Annotated in this window: 18 protein-coding genes and 1 pseudogene; 11 read left to right on the top strand and 8 right to left on the bottom strand. The window is 63.7% G+C overall.

What is annotated here, in order from left to right:
* Nucleotides 1–7: 7 nt before the first annotated feature.
* Nucleotides 8–199: a hypothetical protein gene (locus tag X726_RS140540; protein WP_023673145.1), complete on the bottom strand. Its 192-nt coding sequence runs from the start codon at nt 197–199 to the stop codon at nt 8–10.
* Nucleotides 200–418: 219 nt separating this feature from the next.
* Entirely contained in the window at nt 419–880 is a 462-nt protein-coding gene (locus X726_RS140545) for a MucR family transcriptional regulator (protein WP_023673144.1), read from the bottom strand.
* A 269-nt stretch (nt 881–1149) separates the two neighbouring features.
* On the opposite strand from X726_RS140545, the gene X726_RS140550 reads away from it, so the two are divergent.
* The 8 genes and pseudogenes from X726_RS140550 (at nt 1150) to X726_RS140575 (ending at nt 14070) form a co-directional block, all read left to right on the top strand.
* On the top strand, nt 1150–1872 hold the full coding sequence (locus X726_RS140550) for a Crp/Fnr family transcriptional regulator (RefSeq protein ID WP_023673143.1): 723 nt from the start codon (nt 1150–1152) through the stop codon (nt 1870–1872).
* A 1680-nt stretch (nt 1873–3552) separates the two neighbouring features.
* Nucleotides 3553–4521: a zincin-like metallopeptidase domain-containing protein gene (locus X726_RS140555; RefSeq protein ID WP_023673142.1), complete on the top strand. Its 969-nt coding sequence runs from the start codon at nt 3553–3555 to the stop codon at nt 4519–4521.
* A pseudogene (locus tag X726_RS1000000169900) lies at nt 4518–4828 on the top strand (DUF2958 domain-containing protein). Before X726_RS140555 ends, X726_RS1000000169900 begins: the two are co-directional and overlap by 4 nt.
* Before the next feature lie 156 nt (nt 4829–4984).
* Nucleotides 4985–7105: a ParB/RepB/Spo0J family partition protein gene (locus tag X726_RS140560; protein ID WP_023673141.1), complete on the top strand. Its 2121-nt coding sequence runs from the start codon at nt 4985–4987 to the stop codon at nt 7103–7105.
* On the top strand, nt 7071–7271 hold the full coding sequence (locus tag X726_RS03445; RefSeq protein ID WP_023673140.1) for a DUF6117 family protein: 201 nt from the start codon (nt 7071–7073) through the stop codon (nt 7269–7271). Before X726_RS140560 ends, X726_RS03445 begins: the two co-directional genes overlap by 35 nt.
* A gap of 173 nt (nt 7272–7444) precedes the next feature.
* The gene (locus X726_RS140565) at nt 7445–11773 is read left to right on the top strand and encodes a strawberry notch family protein (protein WP_023673139.1); all 4329 of its coding nucleotides are present in this window, start codon (nt 7445–7447) and stop codon (nt 11771–11773) included.
* Nucleotides 11770–12807 carry a toprim domain-containing protein gene (locus X726_RS140570; protein WP_023673138.1) on the top strand — a complete coding sequence of 346 codons (1038 nt, stop codon included), beginning with the start codon at nt 11770–11772 and terminating at the stop codon, nt 12805–12807. The genes X726_RS140565 and X726_RS140570 overlap by 4 nt, the downstream gene beginning before the upstream one ends.
* A 342-nt stretch (nt 12808–13149) precedes the next feature.
* Nucleotides 13150–14070, top strand: a complete 921-nt coding sequence (locus X726_RS140575; protein WP_023673137.1) for a DUF2493 domain-containing protein — start codon at nt 13150–13152, stop codon at nt 14068–14070.
* Between the two features lie 261 nt (nt 14071–14331).
* Here X726_RS140575 and X726_RS1000000170825 read toward each other — a convergent pair whose 3' ends face one another.
* Nucleotides 14332–14637, bottom strand: a complete 306-nt coding sequence (locus X726_RS1000000170825) for a hypothetical protein (protein WP_031214161.1) — start codon at nt 14635–14637, stop codon at nt 14332–14334.
* A gap of 590 nt (nt 14638–15227) precedes the next feature.
* Here X726_RS1000000170825 and X726_RS0136535 point away from each other — a divergent pair.
* The 3 genes from X726_RS0136535 to X726_RS140590 all read left to right on the top strand — a co-directional run bounded on the left by X726_RS0136535 (nt 15228) and on the right by X726_RS140590 (nt 16597).
* A complete protein-coding gene (locus tag X726_RS0136535; RefSeq protein WP_023673134.1) occupies nt 15228–15752 on the top strand; it encodes a phage holin family protein in 525 nt (174 codons plus the stop codon).
* On the top strand, nt 15749–16216 hold the full coding sequence (locus X726_RS140585; protein ID WP_023673133.1) for a phage holin family protein: 468 nt from the start codon (nt 15749–15751) through the stop codon (nt 16214–16216). The genes X726_RS0136535 and X726_RS140585 overlap by 4 nt, the downstream gene beginning before the upstream one ends.
* 174 nt (nt 16217–16390) lie before the next feature.
* Nucleotides 16391–16597, top strand: a complete 207-nt coding sequence (locus X726_RS140590; protein ID WP_245272172.1) for a phage holin family protein — start codon at nt 16391–16393, stop codon at nt 16595–16597.
* A gap of 1488 nt (nt 16598–18085) precedes the next feature.
* On the opposite strand, the gene X726_RS140600 is transcribed toward X726_RS140590, so the two are convergent.
* The 5 genes from X726_RS140600 to X726_RS140620 form a co-directional block, all read right to left on the bottom strand.
* The gene (locus X726_RS140600; protein WP_023673128.1) at nt 18086–18331 is read right to left on the bottom strand and encodes a MoaD/ThiS family protein; all 246 of its coding nucleotides are present in this window, start codon (nt 18329–18331) and stop codon (nt 18086–18088) included.
* 24 nt (nt 18332–18355) lie between these two features.
* Nucleotides 18356–20620: a xanthine dehydrogenase family protein molybdopterin-binding subunit gene (locus tag X726_RS140605; protein ID WP_023673127.1), complete on the bottom strand. Its 2265-nt coding sequence runs from the start codon at nt 20618–20620 to the stop codon at nt 18356–18358.
* Nucleotides 20617–21099 (bottom strand): (2Fe-2S)-binding protein, encoded by a 483-nt coding sequence (locus tag X726_RS140610; RefSeq protein ID WP_031215499.1) that lies wholly within the window; start codon nt 21097–21099, stop codon nt 20617–20619. The genes X726_RS140605 and X726_RS140610 overlap by 4 nt, the downstream gene beginning before the upstream one ends.
* Complete coding sequence (locus tag X726_RS140615; RefSeq protein WP_023825029.1) at nt 21099–21959, bottom strand: xanthine dehydrogenase family protein subunit M; 861 nt, start codon at nt 21957–21959, stop codon at nt 21099–21101. The genes X726_RS140610 and X726_RS140615 overlap by 1 nt, the downstream gene beginning before the upstream one ends.
* Nucleotides 21960–22137: 178 nt before the next feature.
* Nucleotides 22138–23094 carry an SDR family oxidoreductase gene (locus X726_RS140620; RefSeq protein ID WP_023673123.1) on the bottom strand — a complete coding sequence of 319 codons (957 nt, stop codon included), beginning with the start codon at nt 23092–23094 and terminating at the stop codon, nt 22138–22140.
* Between the last annotated feature and the right edge of the window lie 81 nt (nt 23095–23175).

Here is a 23175-nt window from a genome sequence, read left to right as displayed (position 1 = left end):
GCTTGCTCTACAGCCGCGAAAACGTGTTGAGATGCAGACGCGACCTTTGGCCTTCTGCAAAGGCCACGGCATAGGATTCGAGCTTGAATGATCGGGTGAGTTCCTGGTCTTCCTCGATCACGCGGACAAACCACTCGCCACAGGGTTTGCCAACTTCGACACAAGGGCGTGCTTTGCGAATTGGAATTATGTCAGCCATGGCGTTGCCTCCCAGCAATCAGGCCAAGCGGAGATTAACGTCGTAAGCGGCCTACAACAAGAAAAGATTGGGCAGCAATACGAAGCTGAGGTGTGGGCCACAAATGGCCGGCGCCATGGGTTGGGGAACCTGGGTGGGCACCGGCCAAGAGCGGACAGGTCCGCCGCGATGCATACATCGCCGATTGGTGCCGCGGTGGTAATGGTGTGATCGCGGAAGCTACGCTTTAGCCTTAGCCGTCGGCCTTGCCTTGCCCGTTGCAGTTGCCGTGGGCTGCGGTGCCTTCCTACCCAGACCGATCGACTTCGCCATGGCAGACCGTGAGGCCGCATAGTTGGGAGCGACCATCGGATAAGTGGATGGCAAGTTCCACTTCGTTCGATACGCGTCAGGAGTGAGACCGAAATCCACGCGCAGATGTCGCCGAAGGGTTTTGAACCGCTTACCATCTTCAAGACAGATGATGTAATCGGGAAATACTGACCTTTTTGGATTTACCGCAGGCACTGGTTCTTCGGTCGCGGCAGCCACGCGATGGCCAATCCCAGACAGCGACCCGTGCACTGAGGCTATCAGGTCCGCCAAGCCCGCGACCGGCACGGGATTGTTGCTGACGTACGCGGATACCACATCCGCCGTGAGTTCAACCAGTTCAGCGGCGTGGTCGGGGGCGTCGGTCATGGTGTGAGTCCTCGAATTTGAGAACGATCTATTATAGCTGCTGCCGCAGCTGCGCAACTCGAGGCCCGATGATGGGCCGCTTCCCTCGTAAGCACCAATCCTATTGAGCCTGTGTTTGCCGATGGGGAAAGGACCATCGGAAGCAGTGCCAGACTTATCACAGGTTAAGTCGGTCCGGTGTTTATGATATAAGGTCGGGCATCATTCGCGTTCTGCTGGCCGCGGGTGACTGAGAGACCATAGCGCTCCCGCCCAAACGGAGAGCCGACATGCTTTATCAAAGCCCCTTAACCGCCAAGTTCCATCGTGCCTTCACCCTCACGTCAGGTGAGCGTCAAGCTCTCGACGCGGTAAGAATAAGGATCGTTGCGATTGGCGCAAACCAGAACTTGGTCCGGGAAGGCGACCAGCCGTCCCGGTGCATAATGGTCCTGGCTGGCTTAGCCAGCACCTCGAAGGTAACAGGAGACGGGAAGCGTCAGGTCACTGCTTATCATGTGCCTGGCGACATGCCCGATCTGTTGAGCCTGCACCTCGATCTGTTGGATAGCGACGTTCGAACGGTGAGCGCTTGCAGTGTTGGCTTCATAGATCACTCGGCTATCCGGCTGCTCTGCGAACGCCACCCCAGGCTGGCGGCAAATCTTTGGCGAACGACACTGGTTGATGCATCGATTTTTCGCGAATGGGTGGTCAATGTCGGGAAGCGCCAAGCGCTTGGCCGAGTGGCCCACCTTCTCTGTGAAATCATGCTACGTATGGAAGATGCCGGACTTGCGTCCGATCAAACCTGCGCTTTTGGTGTGACTCAAGCTGATCTTGGCGAGGCGACAGGGCTGTCGGCAGTCCACATCAACCGCACGCTCAAGTCTCTTCGGGAGAAGCACCTTACATCACTTGTGAATGGCCAATTGACCATCCATGATTGGGAAGGACTGGCCTTTCTTGCTGAGTTCCGGCACGATTACCTGCACTCAGCAAGGAAACAATAAAACGGCCGAGTTCATGTCAATGCACTGATTGCTCCAGGGAAAAATCGCCAGAAATGCGGATTGGCTCCAAGGGTAGCCGGACCACTTGTTGGCCTTCGCTGGCCATCAGCGGTGCGATCGCCCCCCAACATGGTCAATGCTTTGATGGCGCGTCGAAGCGTTAGCGCAAGGGGTTCACTTGCGCGCAGAGTGCATTCGGATGCTTACCGGCCCACATGGGCGTTGACTGTCCGTATGGCCGTCTGCGTAGCACCATCCATCCCCTCAACGTGATACTTCGGCACTACAGGGTTTCCACCTCTCTTCATGGCTTTCGATTGGCCGCGCGATCGACCAATTTGTGGGCTCAGCCGCATCAATTCGAGCCCCGCTATTGGCTAGCGACTGTGGAAGAGGTTCCTGGGGCACGCCATGCCGGCGCCCAAGGGAGTAAATCTCGGCGACGCAATGGGTCAAGCCCGGGGCTCATGCGTCGCTGCAGATTTCGGGAGGACGGCGGATATTCGCTTTTCTCCGACCGAAAGCGTGCCAAGGGACGTCGCCAGCTAAACAGCAACCGGCGTTGACGCTTGGGAGCGCCTGGCAGCGTTCACGGTGGCCTGTATGGGCGCTCGACATTTCGCGAGTGGCATGTGTTGCGAGCTTGTTGCAGATCATGTTCGCACCATGCAACGGCAAAACGCCTCATCGAGCGCTATGGAAAAGCCGCATTGTCAGTTCGGTCGAGCGAGCGCTTTTCTGCACGAGTTGTGACAGGGGAGGGCCTGTCAGGCTTGGAATTCACAAGCTGCAACGCAATTGAGGAAGAAGCCGAAAGGGTGCAAGACCAGATCGATTTCTTGCAGCCAAACTCGGCTCTGGTGTGGTTCAATCCTGTTTGCATCATCGCGGATCAGCGGTCGGACTGTCGAGAACTGAACTGCGCGATCTCAGCCGGTGGGCTTCGAACCAAAACATGCGGACCACCGCGGACGGGGACAGTCGGTCCCGCGTCCCGTCCTGCGGCCGGCGCTATGCTGACGCTCCTACGGCTGTCCTGCTCACCGCCCGCGGCGGGGGGCGAATTTCCTCCGTCCTGCGCGTGACAATTGTCCGCTGTTGCGGCCGCGCGCAGGACTGCGGCTTATGCGCCGTTCTTTCTTGAGCGCCGACGGTCGCCGGCGCGGTGCTTGGGCATGGAACCGAATCCCAGGCAGCGTATTGACATGTATCCGAGTTCCTCATGTCCGAGTAGACGGCACTCTCAACAAGCGCAAGGGCCGAATGTTTCTCGATTACCTGCGCAACGGCCAGGGCTCCACTGCAATCTGCCCCTGTCGACTCGGGCACGCACGGGGGCGTTGTGCGCGGTGCCTGTCAGCTGGGATGAGTTGCCCACCTGCGAAAAACGCCAACGGCTTCGATGTCTTCGCCGCCGCCGCGCGGGCTCAGTTGCGCGAAGCCTGGGAAGGTTATTTCGACGTCGCACAAACGCTTACCGACCGCATTCGGCACGCAGTCCGGCAGCAATAACCATAGGTCAGCGACACTACTGATTGGCGCGGACCGCCTTTGCCCCGAGTTCAGGAGCGTCCCCTTCGAGGCCTGGGCTATGCCTCTAGAGTGAGAGTACGGACCGGTTTGCCGTGACGGGTTGAGAGCTGGAGGAGAGGCCTCCGGCGCCCGTCGCGGAGAAACCCGATGTCCAGACATTACGCTCGCGCCGGCGCCGACCGGACAAGCCTCTATGATGATATCACCAACAAGATCATCGCCGAGCTGGAGGCTGGGCGCTTTCCCTGGGTGCCCTGGGGCACGGCGGCGGCGCAAGCACCCCTCGCCATGCCGGCCAATGCCGCCTCTGGCCGTGCCTATTCGGGGATCAACGTGCTGATCCTGTGGGGTGCGGTCGTCGAGCATGGCTTTCCCGTCCAGGGCTGGCTGACTTTCCGCCAGGCGCTATCGCTGGGCGGCCATGTCCGCAAGGGCGAACACGGGACCACCGTCGTCTATTCTGACCGCTTCATCCCTGACGACGAGAAGAAACGCGCGCGGGAGACCGGCGAGGCAGCACGGGCCATACAGTTTCTGAAGCGCTTCACCGTCTTCAACGTCGCGCAATGCGAAAATCTGCCCGACGATCTGGCGATGTTTCCGCCCGCACCAGAGCCCGGACTGATCGAACCGGCCGTAGAGGCACTAATCAAGGCGACAGGGATCGATTTCCGCATCGGCGGCAATAGCGCCTATTATGTGCCGGCGCACGACTACGTGCAGGTGCCGCCTCCGCAGGCGTATTTCGAGACCATTGACTGGCACCGCACCGCCCTGCACGAGCTTGGCCATGCGACCGGCCATCCCTCCCGCGTCGGCCGTGACCTCGGCGGCGCCTTCGGCACAAAGCGATATGCTTTTGAGGAACTGGTCGCCGAAATGAACGCAGCCTTCTGCTGCGCCTCGCTAGGTATTGTGCCGACCGTGCGCCACGCCGATTACCTGGGCTCCTGGCTCGATGTCCTGCGCGAAGACAACCGCGCCATCGTGCGTGCCGCCTCCCAGGCCAGCAGGGCAGCCGACTGGTTGCTCGCCTTCCTTCCGCAACCTGACAACGGAACCAGGGCAGGACCCGGCAACGTCGATGAGGTCGAAATCGAGAAGAGGGCGGCATGATCGTTCTCACCGAGGAACTGCGCGTGCCTGCTCGCCAATAGCCGCGATCGCGACGCCGAACACGTACCGGTGGTGAAGCTCTTCAAATCAACTCGGCGAAGGAATTTGGCTCGGAACCGCGCTCGAGATGACGTCGATCCGGCTACCTTTCGGCATCGGCATCGAGCGGGACATGCTCTTTGGCACCGACCTGCCGATTTCCGTCTGGGCAGAGGCCGTCCGCCGGGGCGGAGCCTTCGCGACGCCGAACGCAACTCGACCATGCCGGCCAATCTGGCCGAGACGGCGAGTGAGATCTAGCTTGTAATCCGCAAGCCGCAGATGCGCAGTCGTGTCTGCGGCCCTGTCCCACCTCTGGATCTTCGGTGCGGCTCAGTCCTCAGAGTGAGAGGGCTGCGCCCGTCTTTTTTGACGGGTTTGGAGGTCGAGAGAGTCTCGGTCGCCCCGTCGCGGAGATAATCTCATGACTACGCCCAAGCAGAAGATCACCCTCAACGCTTCACGTGACATCCCCTTCGACAAGCTGATGCTGAGTCAGTCCAATGTCCGGCGCATCAAGCGCGGGGAAACCATAGAGGACCTCGCCGCGTCTATCGCACGGCGCGGCCTGCTCCAGAGCCTCAACGTCCGGCCAGTATTGGACGGCGAGGGCAACGAGACCGGCATGTTCGAGGTGCCGGCTGGCGGGCGCCGCTATCGCGCGCTGGAACTGCTGGTCAAGCACAAGCGCATGATCAAGACCGAGCCAGTTCCCTGCGTCATAAGCGACGCCCACAGCGCGGTCCCGATCGAGGAGGACTCGCTGGCCGAGAATTTTCAGCGCGAAGATTTACATCCGCTCGACATGTTTCGCGCCTTCCAGACACTTCATGACCAGGGCGCGAGCCATGAGGAGATTGCCGCACGCTTCTTCGTCTCCGCAACATTCGTGCAGCAGCGCCTCAGGCTGGCCAGGGTTTCGGCCAAGCTGCAGGAGATTTACGAGCAGGATGGCATGAAGCTCGAGCAGCTCATGGCGTTCACCGTGACCGACGATCACGCCCGTCAGGAGCAGGTCTGGGAGGCGCTCGAAAACTCCTGGTCGAAGGAGCCGCAGCAGATCCGGCGCCTGCTGACGGAGACCACTGTGCGGGCAAGCGATCGCCGGGCGCTGTTCGTCGGTGTCGACGCGTATGTCGCTGCCGGCGGCGTGGTGCTGCGCGACCTGTTCGAGGCCGACAATGGCGGCTGGCTGCAGGACCCCGCTCTGCTCGACCGCTTGGTCGGCGATAGGCTGAAGTCGATCGCCGACGAGATCGCGGCGGAGGGCTGGAAGTGGATCGTGGTCGATGCCGATCTGCCCTACGGGTACAATCACGGTCTGCGGGCAATCGCTGGCACCCCCGTCGGTCTGACCGACGCGGAGCGGGCGGAACGCGAAGCCCTGCGGGCGGAGTACGACCGGCTGGAAGCCGAGTATGGCGAATCCGACGAACTCCCCGACGATGTCGATCAGCGCCTCGGTCACATCGAGACCGCGCTTGAGGCCTTCGAGAGCCGGCCGATGCACTACGATGGGGCCGAGATCGCCCGCGCCGGTGTGTTCATCAGCATCGATCGTGATGGCGATCTCGTCGTCGATCGGGGCCATGTGCGCCCCGAGGACGAAGCGATGCAGGCGGTCGACGGCCACTCGGCCGAGCCAGGTTGCGCCACCGAGAACGAAGACAGCAGACACAATCCTTCGGCCCGCGCCATTATCACCATCGGCGCGCAGGCGTCCGAGCCTGAGGAGGATGACGGCGACACCATCAAGCCGCTACCCGAGCGCCTGGTCATCGAACTTACTGCCCATCGCACGTTGGCGCTGCGCAATGCAGTGGCCGAGAACCAGCATGTGGCCATCACGGCGCTCTTGCACCGGCTCGTCCTCGACACCTTCGGTCAGCGTTCCGCCATCGGCTGCGTCGAGGCCTTCGTCCGACATGTCCACTTGCCGTGGCAGGACGTCGGTCTCAAGGACAGCCCTGCGGCCAAGGCCGTCCATGAGCGCCATGAGGCATGGAAGAGCGACATTCCACTGGATGACGACGAGGCCCTATGGGCGTGGCTCGACGGACTCGATGAAGCAAGCCGGCAGACGCTGCTGGCGCATTGCGTCAGCTATGGGATCAACGCCTTGTTCGAACGACCCAATCCCTACGGCAGCGGCGTTTCCCAGCATGGACTCGATCAGCGCCGGCGTGAAGCCGATCGGTTGTCCCGTGCCACCGGGCTTGACATGGTAGATGCCGGCTGGCGGCCGACGGTGGATAACTATCTCGGTCGCGTCACCAAGTCCCGCATTCTCGAAGCCGTGCGCCAAGGCGCCGGCGACCAGGCCGCCCAGCTTATCGACCATCTCAAGAAGGCCGACATGGCCAAAGAGGCCGAGCGCCTCCTGGCCGATAGTGGCTGGCTACCCGAACCGCTCCGCCTTCGCGGCAATGACGCCGCCTGGCCGAATGTGGGCGAGGAAGCTGACCTCCCCGAATTCCTGGCCGGTGATGACGAGGCCGGCTCGGCCACCCATGAGACTGCCGCACACGCGGTCGCCGCCGGATAGCACCGTCGGCGGAGTGGCGCGGGTCGCTCGGCCCTTTCTTCTTCACTACGAGTTCACGCCGTTCGCTCATCTTGCCGACGGCAATCCCTATGATGCCTACCTGCCGCCCGATCCCGACAGCGCCAATGGTTTCCTACAGAAGTCGGGGCCTGACGGCGGAATATGATCGAGATCGGTTGATACCGGCAAGCGCTCCACCTCATGGCGGGGCGCTTGTTTCATTTTGGCTTCGGTGGAGGCCAGAGAGGGAGAGGCGAGCCGGGATGGTTTTGAATCCGCACGGTCCAGAGAGAGCGCCGCGCGGCTCGATCCTGTCCCCGCTCTCCCGAGGTTCACACCATGTACATGATCTCGCCCGCTGTGGCAGTTCCCGCAGCCGCGCCGCTCCCGCTCTCTCAAACCGGTGCAGCCGGCGCTATCTTCGCCGCCGCCGGCCTTCTGCTTCCCCATCTCGAGCGCGGCGACAGCATCGACGCGCCAAAGCTGCGCGCGGCGATGGAAGCCGCATTCGGCGCCTCCGACGCCGCCGGCGCCTGGGACTGGAAGCAGGCCTACGATGCCTGCGAGGCTGCGACGGTCCTTTTCCTGCGCAAGTACGGAAAGGCGTTGTTCCGCAAGGCCGCGTCTCCGGCTCTCCGGCTGTCAGCATTGTCGAAGATCGCCCGGCTCATGCCGACGCATACCCGCCGATCCGAAGAAGCACAGACCTTCCAGCAGTTCTCGACGCCGATTCCGCTCGGCATGGTCGCCGCAACGGCCGCTGCCATCACGCCGGCCGACCGTGTGCTGGAGCCTTCCGCCGGCACCGGGCTGCTCGCCATCCTGGCCGAGATAGCCGGCGCCTCGCTCATTCTCAACGAGCTTGCCGAAACCCGCGCGGCACTTCTCTCCGGCCTCTTTCCGGCCGTCTGCGCCAGCCGCTTCGACGCCGCCCAGATCGACGACCATCTCTATCCCGGCGCCGTGCCGAGCGTGGTGCTGATGAACCCGCCCTTTTCGGTCATGGCCAACGTCGAGGGCCGCATGGGCGACGCGGCCTGGCGGCACATCGCCTCGGCCCTGGCGCGCCTTGCGCCCGGCGGGCGGCTGGTGACGATTACCGGTGCGAACTTCGCGCCCGACCACCCGGCCTGGACCGCCGCCTTTACTCGCCTGCAGGAACGTGGCCGCATCGTCTTCTCCGCCGCCATCGACGGCTCGGCCTATGCCAAGCATGGCACGACCTTTCCGACACGCCTCACCGTCATCGACCGGGTGCCGGCGGACGATCCGGACGTGTTCCCGGCAGATCAGGGCGTTGCCCCGGATGCCGCGACGCTGATCGCATGGGTCGGCGAGCATGTGCCGGCACGGCTGCCGGTCACCATACCCGCAGGTGCAACTCCCACATCGTCGTCGGCCGCACCCCGCACAGTGCGCGGCTATCTTGGTCCCACGGCAAGAATAACACCGCGGCCACCGCTCACTGATCCCGATGCCGTTGAGCTCGCCTATGAGGTGCTCGACTGGAAGGCCGCCGAGGGCGGCCACATCAGCGACGCCATCTACGAGGACTACGCGCTTCAGGCGATCCGCATTCCCGGCGCGCAGCCGCACCCCACCCAACTCGTGCAATCGGCGGCCATGGCCTCGGTCGCGCCGCCGAAGCCGAGTTATCGGCCGCGCCTGCCGAAGAACGTCCTTGACCTGCTCTCGGACGCGCAGCTCGAGACCGTCATCTATGCGGGCGATGCTCACGCCGAGTATCTCGCCGGCGCCTGGACGCTCGACGATACCTTTGACGTAATTAGCGCGGCGGCAGATGACGCGGCGCGGGCCGTGCGCTTCCGGCAAGGCTTCATGATCGGCGACGGTACCGGTGTAGGCAAGGGCCGCGAGTCCGCCGCCGTAATCCTAGACAATTGGATGCAGGGCCGTCGCAAGGCCGTCTGGATCTCCAAGTCAGACAAGCTCATCGAGGATGCGCAGCGCGACTGGTCCGCGCTCGGCATGGAGCGCTTGCTGGTCACCCCGCTCTCCCGCTTCCCGCAGGGCAGGCCGATCACGCTGGCCGACGGCATCCTGTTCACCACCTATGCCACGCTGCGGTCCGACGATCGCGGCGAGAGGCTTTCGCGGGTCAAGCAGATCGTCGAATGGTTGGGTCCGGATTTCGATGGGGTCATCATCTTCGACGAGGCGCACGCCATGCAAAATGCCGGTGGCGGCAAGAGCGAACGCGGCGACGCCGCTCCCTCCCAGCAAGGCCGTGCCGGCCTGAGGCTACAGCACGCCCTGCCGAATGCCCGCATCGTCTATGTGTCGGCGACTGGCGCCACCACCGTGCACAATCTCGCCTATGCCCAGCGGCTCGGCCTCTGGGGCGGCGAGCATTTTCCATTCTCGACCCGCGCCGAGTTCGTCGAGGCGATCGAGGCTGGCGGCGTGGCGGCGATGGAAGTACTGGCACGCGACCTCAGGGCACTTGGCCTCTATACCGCCCGCTCGCTCTCTTTCAACGGTGTCGAATACGAACTGCTCGAGCATGAGCTGACGCCCGAACAGGTCCGCATCTATGACGCGTACGCTGGGGCCTTCGGCGTCATCCACAACAATCTCGATGCTGCGATGCAGGCGGCCAACATCACCGGCAGCACCGGCACGCTCAATGCCCAGGCCAAGTCGACCGCGCGCAGCGCCTTTGAAAGCGCCAAGCAGCGCTTCTTCGGCCATTTGTTGACCAGCATGAAGACACCGACCCTGATCAAATCCATCACCGGCGATCTGGAGGAGGGCCATGCGGCCGTTGTCCAGATCGTCTCGACGGGTGAGGCGCTCATGGAGCGGCGGCTGGCCGAGTTGCCGACCGAGGAATGGAACGATGTTCGCGTCGACATCACGCCGCGCGAATACGTCCTCGACTACCTCGCTCATTCCTTCCCGGTGCAGCTCTACGAGCCCTTCACGGATTCGGAGGGCAATCTGTCGTCGCGCCCGGTCTACCGCGATGGCCAGCCGGTCGAGAGCCGCGAGGCGGTCGCCCGGCGCGACGAGCTGATCGCGAAACTCGCCAGCTTGACGCCTGTCCCCGGTGCGCTCGACCAGATCGTCCAACATTTCGGCGCGGACCTCGTCGCCGAAGTCACTGGCCGCTCGCGCCGCATCGTGCGCAAGCGCGACCGCCTGGTCGTCGAGCACCGAGCAGGGTCGGCAAATCTGGCCGAGGCGCAGTCCTTCATGGACGATCAGAAGCGCGTTCTGGTGTTTTCCGACGCCGGCGGGACGGGTCGTTCCTACCATGCCGAACTCTTGGCACGGAACACGCGGCTGCGTGTGCATTATCTGCTCGAAGCCGGGTGGAAGGCCGACACCGCCATCCAGGGCCTGGGCCGCACGCATCGGACCAATCAGGCGCAGCCGCCGCTGTTCCGGCCGATCTCGACCAATGTGAAGGCGGAAAAGCGCTTCCTCTCGACGATCGCCCGCCGTCTCGACACGTTGGGCGCAATCACGCGCGGCCAGCGCCAGACCGGTGGCCAAGGGCTGTTCCGGCCAGAGGACAATCTTGAAAGCCACTATGCCGGCGATGCCTTGCGGCAGCTCTATCTCCTGATCGTACGCGGCAAGGTCGAGGGCTGCACACTCCAGCGTTTCGAGGCGGCGACCGGTCTCAAGCTGATGGACAACAACGGCATCAAGGACGAGTTGCCGCCGATCACCACCTTCCTCAATCGCCTGTTGGCGCTGACCATCGAAGTGCAGGGCGTGCTGTTCGGCGCCTTCGAGCAGCTTCTGGCCGCTCGGATCGGTGGCGCCATCGCCTCGGGCACCTATGACACCGGGCTGGAGACCCTGCGGGCCGAGAGCTTCGTCATCACCGACCGGCAGGTCATCTACGCCCATCCGCGCACCGGCGCCGAAACGCGGCTGCTGACGATCACCCAGCGCAAGCGCAATCGGCCCGTCATGCTCGATGCGGCGCTCCATCACCTTCGCGATTTGCGCGCCATCCTACTGATCAACGAGCAATCTGGCCGCGCCGCCGTGCAGATCCCAACCACCAGCATCATGCTCGACGACGGCGAGATCGAGCGGCGGGTCCGCCTGATCCGGCCAATGGAAGGCCAGAACATGCCGCTCAAGGCTATGGGCGAAACCCGCTGGGTCGAGGCCCACCGTGAAGCTTTCGCTGCAGGATGGAATGCGGAGGTCGCCGAGACTCCCGAGTTTGCCGATGCCGTGCTGCACATGGTGACGGGCCTGTTGTTGCCGATCTGGAAGCGTCTGCCAAACGAGTCGACCCGCGTTTTTCGACTTCAGACCGACGAGGGCGAGCGCATAATTGGTCGCCTTGTCACGCCGGCCTGGGCCGCCAACGCCACGGCGACAGGCGTCGCATCGCTATCGCCCGAGCAGGCGCTCGCGGCGCTGATCGACGGGCGGACGATCCTTGATCTCGCCGAGGGTCTCCAGCTTCGCCGCAGCCGCGTCATGGGCGCGTGGCGCATCGAACTGTCGGGCTTCACCGACACGATGCGGGAGCGCCTCACCGCCTACGGTCTCTTCCACGAGATCATTTCGTGGAAGCTCAGGATGTTCGTGCCGATCGACGCCAACGGGCTCGCCGTGCTGGAGCGCGTGCTCGACCGCTTCCCAATCGAGCGGGTCAGTGAGCGGGAGGCTGCATGATTCCGCGTCACGCTGCATCCGACCTCGCACACCGCCTCGCCGAACATGCCGAGGCGGTGTGCCGCCACTACCTCTCCAATGGCCGTCGCCAGGGCAACTATTGGAGCGTCGGCGACGTCCGCAATGCGCCGGGCCGCTCGATGTTCGTGCGTCTGCAGCCATCCCCGAAGGGACCGCCAGGCAAATGGACCGACGCCGCTACCGGCGAGCATGGCGACCTGCTCGACGTCATCCGCGAATCCCTCGGACTGGTCAACTTCCGGGACGTCGCCGATGAGGCGCGCCTGTTTCTCGCTATGCCAGATGCCATGCCACCCCGACCGGCCGCGCCGATCACGCAGGTCCCCATTGGATCTCCGGAAGCGGCTCGCCGACTGGTCGCCATGTCGAAGCCCATTATCGGCACCCTCGTGGAAACCTATTTGCGTGGACGTGGCATTGCGACTTTGTCCGGCACCGGATCGCTGCGGTTCCATCCGCGCTGCTACTACCGGCCCGGCGGTCATGGACCGACCGAGACCTTGCCGGCAATGATTGCCGCCGTTACCAACTTGGATGGACATCTGACCGGCGCGCACCGCACCTGGCTCGCACCGGATGGCACCGGCAAGGCACCGGTCGACACGCCGCGTCGGGCAATGGGTGACCTTCTCGGTAACGCCGTCCGCTTCGGCGTACCCGGCAGCGTCATGGCGGCAGGCGAAGGCATCGAGACGACGCTATCGCTCAGATGCGCCTTGCCCGATATGGCGATGGCTGCGGCACTCTCAGCAGCCCATCTTGCCGCCATCCTGTTCCCGCCGACCCTGCGCCGGCTCTATGTCATCCGCGACAACGATCCGGCCGGTGACGGTGCCCGAGACAACCTGCTAGAGCGCGCTACGGACGCCGGAATCGAGGCAATCGTGCTGTCGCCGGTGACGGAGGACTTCAACGAAGACCTCCGCCATTTCGGACTTGTCGACTTCCGGTCCTCGATTGCGGATCAGCTCATGCGCAAAGATCGTATCCGCTACCTGACACAGGCGGCATGAGCCGTGAGGGGAAGCGCGCGGCGCACGGTGCCGGTGCGGCGCAATGGATGCGTAGCCCGCCGGCAGAGAACCGCGACCCGGCCTTCGAGAGGGCGATCGGGCCACGAACTGGCCGGCCAGGCAATGGCGGCGGCCGACTATTTTCCGGCGACGCACGACCACTCGCGAATGGCAGGGATCGGGCGCGACGCCTTTCCATCGCGATGCAAAATAGCCGGCCGCCGCCATCCTCCGCTGCGCTCCGGCCCTCCGCTTCGCTTGGGGTGTCGGGCCAACCCGCCCGTGGGCTCTCGTCGCCATGAAGGCCGCGAGGGTCGCGGTCAAACCGACGGGAGCATCCCCATGAGCGAGCACGACGACATTGAACCGCACCACGCCGCTTCTGCGACCGATCACATCCTCACCGAACTCCAGCTCTATGGCTGGCGACCATTTGCGGACGAGCCCGATCCGCGACCGCTCCCCGGTGGCGACCAAGTGGCCGGAGCCGTGGCCGACATCTTTGACGCCCTCATCGGCACCCTCGCCGACACGCGCCTCGAACCCGACCTTGATGACCTGCTCTGGTCCGTCACCAATGTCTTCCACCGAGCTGTACAACGGATCGAGCGGCAACTGGACGACAATGAGCAGGCCCAGCGCCGCCTGCAGCGCGAGCAGGACGGAAGCGAGATCAAGGCGGTTGAACTCGAGACACTCACCGCCCAGGGCCAGACCATGATCGAACGGCGCGACGCCTTCGAGTTGATGCGTGACCAGGCCGCCGAACACTACGATCAGTACACCGGTTCTGCCTGGCGACCGCGCACGGGGTCGATGGTAAACCACCACCATCTCACCGCCGCAATGATCGATAGCCGCGACTTCCTCGCGGCCAGGCGGCGCGCGGAAGCCGACGTCATGTTGCCCGCTGGCTCCAAGATCGCCTTCTCCGGCGGCGATACCGCCGATCACGAGCTGATCTGGGCAAAGCTCGACCAAATCCGTGCCAAGCACCCCGACATGGTGTTGATGCACGGCGGATCACGCAAAGGCGCCGAAAAGATCGCCGCCGGCTGGGCCGATCATCGCAAGGTGCCGCAGGTCGCCTTCAAGCCCGACTGGAGCAGACACGCCAAGGCCGCTCCCTTTAAGCGCAACGACCAGATGTTGGCGGTCATGCCGATCGGCGTCATCATCTTTCCCGGCACCGGCATTCAGGAGAACCTCGCCGACAAGGCCCGCAAGCTCGGCATCCCGGTCTATCGATTAGGCGGCTCGTGAGCGCCCCCTTTGACCCTAGATCTTAGTCCAGGTTGGTCACCGCTATTCCACAATCTCACCGATGTGGAGGTATGTCTTTCACGACGCGAACGGCGGCTTCGCGCCTCATGACAGTCGGTTCCCCGGTTCAGTCCATTCACCAAAAGCGGGCGTCGCCAAACGGCCAGCCCTCAGGCTGTTATGTTCGCGGCAAATGCTCAGCTGGGCCGAATGGATGAGGCGCGACGATACCAGGCAAAATTCTGGGCACTCCGCCGGACGTCACGAGTCCTCGATGCGCAGGCCGATCTTTCCCGCTGCATGTTCCTGCACGCGTTCGGAAACGCAGATCCTGCCAGGCTCGGCGATCCTCTCCAGACGCGCGGCGATGTTGACCCCCGCGCCCAAGACGTGACCGTCCTGTTCGATGATGTCGCCGACGGCAATACAGGGATCGAGGTGGTCACGTTGATGGCTGTTCAAGCGCTCGAGGGCACCTTCTTCGTCAGCGCCCATCAGTTGACTGTACCCGGCGAGGTCAGCCGCAAGGATCGCCGAGAGCTTGCGCTCGACCCGACCGATTTCCATCCAGTCCCTCTGCAAGGCGTCAGGATCATATTTGCCCAGGTCAAGCGATCCAAGTCCGCTCTTCCGGTTTTCTTTGGGATCGCGTCAACCATGTCGGGCGCACCCGTTCGTACGGAGCAACTGGCGCTCCGCACGAGGGACAGGGCAACTCACTGGTGACTGGGTGCGTGCCTGACGAAGCTCTTCGTTTCGGCTGAGATAAATGCTCTCACTTACGGAACATCGCAGGTTCGTCGAAGTTGGAAAGCTACGGAGGACGTGCACATGAACAGTGTNTTCGCTTTGGATGCTGCCAGTGGCCTTGAGCGGCTTTCATCGTCCTTGAAACAGAAGCCCTTTAGCCAAGTCCTTGATGACGTGCAGTCCTTCGGCCGGCAAAATCCCGGTGTCCTGCTTGCGGGATCGGTGTTGGCCGGATTGGCTCTCGGGCGGTTCATCAAGGCTTCTCCGCCGGCAACGCCCGATTCTGAGGCCGCTCCGGGAGGCCTCAGATCACACACCGATCAGCCACAGGGTTGGTCCGCTGATCGTCCACAAGATTTTGGCGTGGTCGGCGATGATGGCGCCACGCAGATCGCGGAGCAGGACAGATGAACAACCAGGACAATCCCAGCCTTGCCGGGCTAGTCACCGATTTGGCCCAGAATGTAACCACTCTGGTGCAAACCGAGGCGAGGCTGTTTCGGGCCGAGCTCTCTGAAAAGCTTACCAAAGCCGGAGGAGGTGCCGCGGAAGTGCTGGGCGGCGCGATTTGCCTGCTCGCCGCGCTCTTGGTGTTGCTGCAGGCGCTCATTATNTTCGCTTTGGATGCTGCCAGTGGCCTTGAGCGGCTTTCATCGTCCTTGAAACAGAAGCCCTTTAGCCAAGTCCTTGATGACGTGCAGTCCTTCGGCCGCCAAAATCCCGGTGTCCTGCTTGCGGGATCGGTGTTAGCCGGATTGGCTCTCGGGCGGTTCATCAAGGCTTCTCCACCGGCAAGGCGCGAATCTCAGGCTGCTCCGGGAGACCTCGGATCACACACCGATCAGGCCCAGGGTTGGTCCGCTGATCGTTCGCAGGATTTTGGCCTCGTCGGTGATGACGGGGCCACGCAGAACGCGGAGCAGGACAGATGAACACCCAGGACAATCCCAGCCTTGCCGGGCTAGTCACCGATTTGGCCCAGAATGTCACCACTCTGGTGCAAACCGAGGCGAGGCTGTTTCGGGCCGAGCTCTCTGAAAAGCTTACCAAAGCCGGAGCAGGTGCCGCGGAAGTGCTGGGCGGCGCGATTTGCCTGCTCGCCGCGCTCTTGGTGTTGCTGCAGGCGCTCATTATCGCACTGACGCGGGCAGGGCTTGGCGCGGGGTGGTCTTCCCTGCTGGTCGGTGTNTTGCTGCAGGCGCTCATTATCGCACTGACGCGGGCAGGGCTTGGCGCGGGGTGGTCTTCCCTGCTGGTCGGTGTGGTCGTGGCGGTCCTCGGCGTCATCCTGCTGCGGACCGGGACGGCCAGCATGGCGCCTTCGGAACTTACCCCCGACCGGACCCAGGGACAGCTCAAGCGCGACGCGAGCGCGATTAAGGAGCAGGTGAGATGAACGAGAAATCCGCAGCCGAACTTGAACGCGAGGCCGAGGCGGCTCGCGCTCGGGTGATGGAGACCGCCGAATCCATTCGAGGCAAGATGACGCCCGGACAATTGCTGGATGAGTTCACCGGGCTGTTCTCGGGAGGGGAGAGCGCGGCCATGCTCAGCAATCTCAGAANTGGTGTTGCTGCAGGCGCTCATTATCGCACTGACGCGGGCAGGGCTTGGCGCGGGGTGGTCTTCCCTGCTGGTCGGTGTCGTCGTGGCGGTCCTCGGCGTCATCCTGCTGCGGACGGGGACGGCCAGCATGGCGCCTTCGGAACTTACCCCCGACCGGACCCAGGGACAGCTCAAGCGCGACGCGAGCGCGATTAAGGAACAGGTGAGATGAAAGAGAAATCCGCAGCCGAACTTGAACGCGAGGCCGAGGCGGCTCGCGCCCGGGTGATGGAGACCGCCGAATCCATTCGAGGCAAGATGACGCCGGGACAATTGCTGGATGAGTTCACCGGGCTGTTCTCGGGAGGGGAGAGCGCGGCCATGCTCAGCAATCTCAGAACNCGGACAATTGCTGGATGAGTTCACCGGGCTGTTCTCGGGAGGGGAGAGCGCGGCCATGCTCAGCAATCTCAGAACGCAGGTCCGAGACAATCCTTTGCCGGTCACCATGGTGGGCGCAGGTCTGGCCTGGCTGATGTTCGGCAGCGGTACCTCAAACGCCGCCCACCGTTCGGCTGGCTATCCATTGCCTTCAGCGCCGGGACGACATGATGCAGTAGGGGAGCGCGGCGGCTTGGGCGGCACGCTCTCCGATGCCGCGGAATCGATCTCCTCGAGCGCTACCAGCGTCGGCGACACCATATCGAGCACCGCAAGAGCCGCTGCGGCGGGTCTGACGGGNAGGTCCGAGACAATCCTTTGCCGGTCACCATGGTGGGCGCAGGTCTGGCCTGGCTGATGTTCGGCAGCGGTGCCTCAAACACCGCCCACCGTTCGGCTGGCTATCCATTGCCTTCAGCGCCGGGACGACATGATGTAGCAGGGGAGCGCGGCGGTTTGGGCGGCACGCTCTCCGACGCCGCGGAATCGCTCTCCTCGAGCGCTACCAGCGTCGGCGACACCATATCGAGCACCGCAAGAGCCGCTGCGGCGGGTCTGACGGNCGCTCTCCTCGAGCGCTACCAGCGTCGGCGACACCATATCGAGCACCGCAAGAGCCGCTGCGGCGGGTCTGACGGGAAGCGCTGCCAATGCAAGCTCGACGACTGGGGACATGGCGGCGAAAGCCAGCCGCTCCGCGCAAGATCTGTTGGAGGATCAACCCTTGGCCGTTGCGGCCGTCGGTCTCGCCATCGGCGCCGCTATAGGTGCAATTCTGCCCCATACCGCAACGGAGGACGAGCAACTAGGCGCCTATGGCGACAAGCTTCGCGATTCCGCCGAAACTTTGCTCNGCCTATGAGACCATCAAGCAGGAAGCTGGCCGGCAAGATATGGAAGCAGACACGATAGCCGATCAGCTCGGCGAGATCGTGAAGTCCACAGCAGACAAGACCGAGCATGCCGTGCGCGAACGAATTTCCGATACGTCTCAGCGCCAAACCTAGCTTGATGATCCTGGATCAACGATAGCCGGCCTCTCCAGAAAGGGGCCGGTGTTGTCCGTCAAACGGTGACCCGCTCGACTTCAGAGCCGTGTGCGGACTGATGTCCCTTGCCGATAGTAATCCAGCGGATCAGGTTCTCTGGATTGTTGGCCAACCCGCCGCCGATAAGACGCGGTCAGCAAAACTGGCATCTAGGCGAGGACCGACATTGCACTTGAAGTTCGCAGACCGAGGATGCCGGTCCGCTCTGGGACGTAGGGCGACACCCCACTTCACCCCCCAGCCAGCCGCGGCAGCAGAAAAATCTCCGCCCCCGGCGGCAGTTCCTTCGACCACGTATCGCGATAGATCGTCCCGTCGATGGCCACCGCGATGCCCTTCTCGATCCAGGGCTCGATGCCGGGATACTGTTCAGCCAATTTTCTGAACAGCTCCCTGATATCCTTGGCCTCGACCTCGATCTTGCTCTGGCCGCCGGCGAGCTGGCCGAGTGCGCCCCAGAGGGTGACTTCGACCATTAGGGCAAGAACCTCATTTTTGCCCTAGCCTCCCCGTTCCGCCTCGATCGCGGCGAGAACCCGTGGCGGCGACATCGGGATGTGGGTCATGCGCACGCCGGCTGCGTTGGAGACGGCATTGGCGATCGCCGCCAGCGGCGGCACGATCGAGGTTTCGCCGACGCCGCGCACGCCATAGGGGTGGTTGGGATTGGGTATCTCGAGGATCTGCGTGTCGATCATCGGCAGGTCCGAGCAGACCGGGATGCGGTAGTCGAGGAAGCCGGCGTTCTGGAGACGCCCATCCTTTCCGTAGATGTACTCCTCGTTGAGCGCCCAGCCGATGCCTTGCGCGGCGCCGCCCTGGTACTGGCCCTCGACATAGGTCGGGTGCACCGCCTTGCCGGCATCCTGGATCACCGTGTAGCGGATCACCCTGGTCGAGCCGGTATCGGGGTCGACCTCGATGTCGCATATATGGGTGGCGAAGGAGACGCCGGCGCCGTCGGCGACGAGCTCGCTGTGGCCGGCGATCGGCCCGCCGGTCTTGCCGGACGCGGCGGCGATCTCCTTCAGCGAGAGTGCTGCAAGATTGCCGTATTTCTCGCCCTTGGCGATGGCGTGGCCGTTTTCCCAGACCACGTCGTCGACGGGGATGTCCCACGTCTGGGCGGCGCGCTCACGCAGGATCTTGATGGCGTTGCGGGCGGCCGAGATGGTCGCCATCGACGACGAGAAGGTGCCGCGGCTACCGTCGGTCATGTCGTTGTAGCCAAGCGAGGACGTGTCGGCGACCACCGCCTTGAGCTGGGCATAGTCGATGCCGAGCTCCTCCGCCGCCACCAGCGACAGCGAGGCGCGAGAACCGCCGACGTCCACCGTGCCGACAGCCAGCGACACCGAGCCGTCCATGCCGATGTTCAGGTCCACGCAGGTCTGGCCACCGAAATTGAACCAGAAGCCGCAAGCCATGCCGCGGCCCTGGTTCTTGCCCAGCGGCGCCTTCATGTGCGGATGGTGCTTGGCCGCCTCCAGCGTCGGGCCGATGCCGATCGGGCCGTAGACGGGGCCATAGGAAGAGCGGGTGCCTTCCTGCGCGGCGTTCTTGATGCGGAACTCGACCGGGTCCATGCCGAGTTCCTTGGCCAGCTCATCCACAGCGCTTTCCACCGCGAACGCCGCCATCGGTGCGGAGGGTGCGCGATAGGCCGCGGTCTTCGGCCGGTTGACCAGCACTTCGAAGCCGACGGTCTGGACGTTATCGAGCTTGTAGCAGGCGAAGGCCGTCATGGCGCCGATCTCGGCCCAGGTCCCGGCATAGGGCCCGCTGGTGTAGCGCAGCGTCGCCTCGGCGGCGGTGATGGTGCCGTCCTTGCGGGCGCCGATCTTGACGTCGATCGAGGTCGCGCTGGTCGGACCCGAGGCGCGGAACACCTCGTCGCGGGTCATCACCAGCTTCACCGGCCGTCCCGCCTTGCGCGACAAAGCCAGCGCCACCGGCTCGGCCCAGACATGGGTCTTGCCGCCGAAACCGCCGCCGATCTCCGACGAGGTGACGCGCAGCTTCGAGGCTTCCAGCCCGAGCAGTTGCGCGCAATGCTGGCGGTAGACGAAATGGCCCTGCGTGCAGACCCAGAGGTCGGCGGTGCCGTCGGACGAGACGCTCGCCACGCAGGCATGCGGCTCGATATAGCCCTGATGCGTCTGCTCGGTCTTGAAGGATCGCTCGACGATGACATCGGCGTGGCCGAAACCCTGATGGACATCGCCATGGCCGAACTGGCTGCGCTTGGTGACGTTGGACGGCTTGACCGGCTTTTCCTCGAGACCCTCGGTGAAGATCGTGTCGTTGATCAACGGCGCGGTGTGCTTCATCGCCTCGTCGACATCGGTGACATGCGGCAACAGCTCGTACTCGACCTCGATAAGCTTCAGCGCCTGCCTGGCCGTGCGGGCATCGACGGCGGCGACCGCGGCCACGGCGTGGCCGTCATAGAGCGCCTTGCCGCGCGCCATGCAATTGTCGAGGACGTCGTACATGGCGGCATCGCCATCGGTGAGATCGGGCAGGTCGGCGGCGGTGATCACCGCTTTCACGCCGGCGAGCTTTTCCGCTTTCGAAGTGTCGATCTTGAGGATCCTGGCATGCGCATGCGGGCTGCGCAGGACACGCCCGACCAGCTGTCCCGCCATGTTGAAGTCGGCGCCGTAGCGGGCGCGTCCGGTCACCTTGTCGACGCCGTCGGGACGGATGGGCCGCGTGCCGACGGAGGAGAATTTGCGGCCCGAAAAGCGTGGATCGAAATTCATGCGTGCGTTCCCTTCATCACATTGGCCGCGTCCTGCACCGCGCGCACGATCTTGTCGTAGCCGGTGCAGCGGCAGAGGTTGCCGGCGAGGCCGAAGCGGATTTCTTCCTCGGTCGGATCGGGGTTCTTGGCCAAAAGGTCCTTCGCCGCGATCAGGAAGCCCGGCGTGCAGATGCCGCATTGCAAGGCTGCATGCTCGAGGAATTTCTGCTGCAGCGGATGCAACTGATCGCCATGCGCCATGCCTTCGACGGTCTCGATATGCCGGCCTTCGGCTTCAGCGCCAAGCACAAGGCAGGAGCAGACCAGCCGATTGTCGAGAATGATCGAGCAGGCGCCGCAGTCGCCCGTGCCGCAGCCTTCCTTGGCGCCGGTCAGCCCGAGCCGGTCGCGCAGGACGTCGAGCAACGTCTCGTCGGGCTGGCAAAGGTATTCGACGTGATCGCCGTTGATTGTCGTTGAAACTGCTACACCGGCCATCATTTGCCTCCTGCGCGTGCGTAGGCGGTCGTCGCGGCCCGTCCGGCCAGCACGCCCGCAACTTTTCGTCTGAACTCGATGGTACCGCGCTTGTCGTCGATGGGGCGGCAGGCCCCGGCGCAGATCTTGGCGAGCCGCTCAAGTGCCGCCTCATCCAGCTTCCTGCCGATGAGAGCCTCGGCTGCTTCTTCCACCAGAAGCACGGTCGGGGCCGCGGCGCCCAGCGCGACGCGGGCGGCTGTTATGACGCCATGCTCGTCGAGCGTCAGGTTCACGCCGGCGCTGACCACGGCGATGTCCATCTCGGTGCGCGGAATGAATCTGAGATAGGCGTCGCCCGAACGCGGCGCGCGCTTGTCGAGCAGGATCGCCTCGACGATCTCACCCTTGGTGAGCGAGGTCTTGCCAGGCCCGATCGGCACAGCCTCGACCGGAATGGTGCGCTTGCCCGAGGGACCGGCAACCACGGCCTTTGCGGCGGCGGCCACCAAGGCCGGGACGCTGTCGGCGGCCGGCGAGGCGTTGCACAGATTGCCAACGATGGTGCAGCGGCCCTGGACCTGTTTAGAGCCGATCAGCTTCGACGCTTCGACGACACCGGGCCAGGCCTTCTTCAGAACCGCGCTCTCGCCCAGGACGGCGCAGGGGACGGTGGCGCCGATGCTGAAGCCGTCGGCCGTCTGCCTGATCTCGCTCAAGCCCTCGATCGCCTTGATATCGACGATCAGGTCGGGATCGACAAACCCGCCCTTCATCCGAACGAGGAGGTCACTGCCTCCAGCGAGAATGGCTGATGTGCCGGAAGCGTCGGCCAGCAGGCCAACGGCGTCTTCGATTGAAAGCGGACGTATGTAACGCATCGTCTCCCCTTGGTGATGGTGATCTCGCCGACCGTTATAAACAGTCTCCTCATAATGACCATCCGGTTGCTGATTTCCAGCGATTGGGCCAGCACCGCGAGAGAGATTTTTGTCTAAAGTCTTTGTTTTGATGCATGTCGTTGTCCCAGAACCGCGCACACTTCTGGGCGACATGCATTTAAGCGGCGTCTTTTGCATTGTCGAGGCTGATGCCGATGTCCTTCAATGCCTCGGCCACGGCCTCGTCCAGCGGGGTGTGCGGGACTTCGCCGATGATGCCTTCCAGCCGGTCGGACACGAGCCGGTGCGGTTCGAAGCGCAGATAGGACATCGAGACGATCTCGCGCCACATCGCCACGAACGGGCTGCCGGCGCGCAGCACCCACCAGGGCATGAAGGTCAGTTTCAGCGGACGGCCCAGCGCCTTCTCGGCCGCGGCCTTGATGTCCATGTCGGTGACGGCGTGGCCGGGGAAGTTGAGCGCCTCAAAGAAGCCGAGCTTGCCCTGATTGCGCGCCAGGCCGACGAAGCCGATGGCGAAGTCCGGCAAATAGGCCCATTCGTGCACGAGGTTGGCAGGGCCAGGCGCGGTGTAGACGCCCTTGCTCATCTTGGCGGCGACGACGAGGTCGAACCATGATCCGCTGCCGGTGCCGCCGAAGAAATCGCCGGCGCGCAGGATGATGGTGCGGACGCGGCTGGCATCGGCCTCGCGGCGAAACAGCGCTTCCATGGCGCAGCGGATGCGGCCCTTCTCGGTCGTCGGGCGGAACGGCGTGTCTTCGGTGACGAGTTGAGGCATCGGCGAGCCGTAATTGTAGACAGTGCCGGGGAAGAGATGCAGCGCGCCATTGGCATGGCAGGCGGCCATGACGTTCTCCGCCATCGGCAGGCATTTGCTCCAATCGGTGTAGATCGGGTTGAGACCGTTGAAGATGATGTCGACACCCTGCGTGGCGCGGATCAGCGCCTCGCGGTCGAGCGCATCGCCGGCGACGGCGGTGGCGCCCTTGAGTTCGGCTGGGACCTTGCCGCTGCGGGTGAAGGCGCGGACGTCGAAACCGGCGTCGATGAAGGCCTTGCCAACCACGCGGCCGAGCCGGCCATTGGCGCCTAGAATAGCGATCTTGGTCATTTTTCTTCTCCGTGTCTGTGTTTGCACGGCGAATATGATGCGTTCATACGCGAATGAAAATTGACTATGAATGCAGATTTG

This window comes from Mesorhizobium sp. LSJC285A00, assembly GCF_000503155.1.
GTDB lineage: Bacteria > Pseudomonadota > Alphaproteobacteria > Rhizobiales > Rhizobiaceae > Mesorhizobium.
Note: the sequence above shows the minus strand (reverse complement) of the source record. Positions and strands in the feature narration are given on the sequence as shown.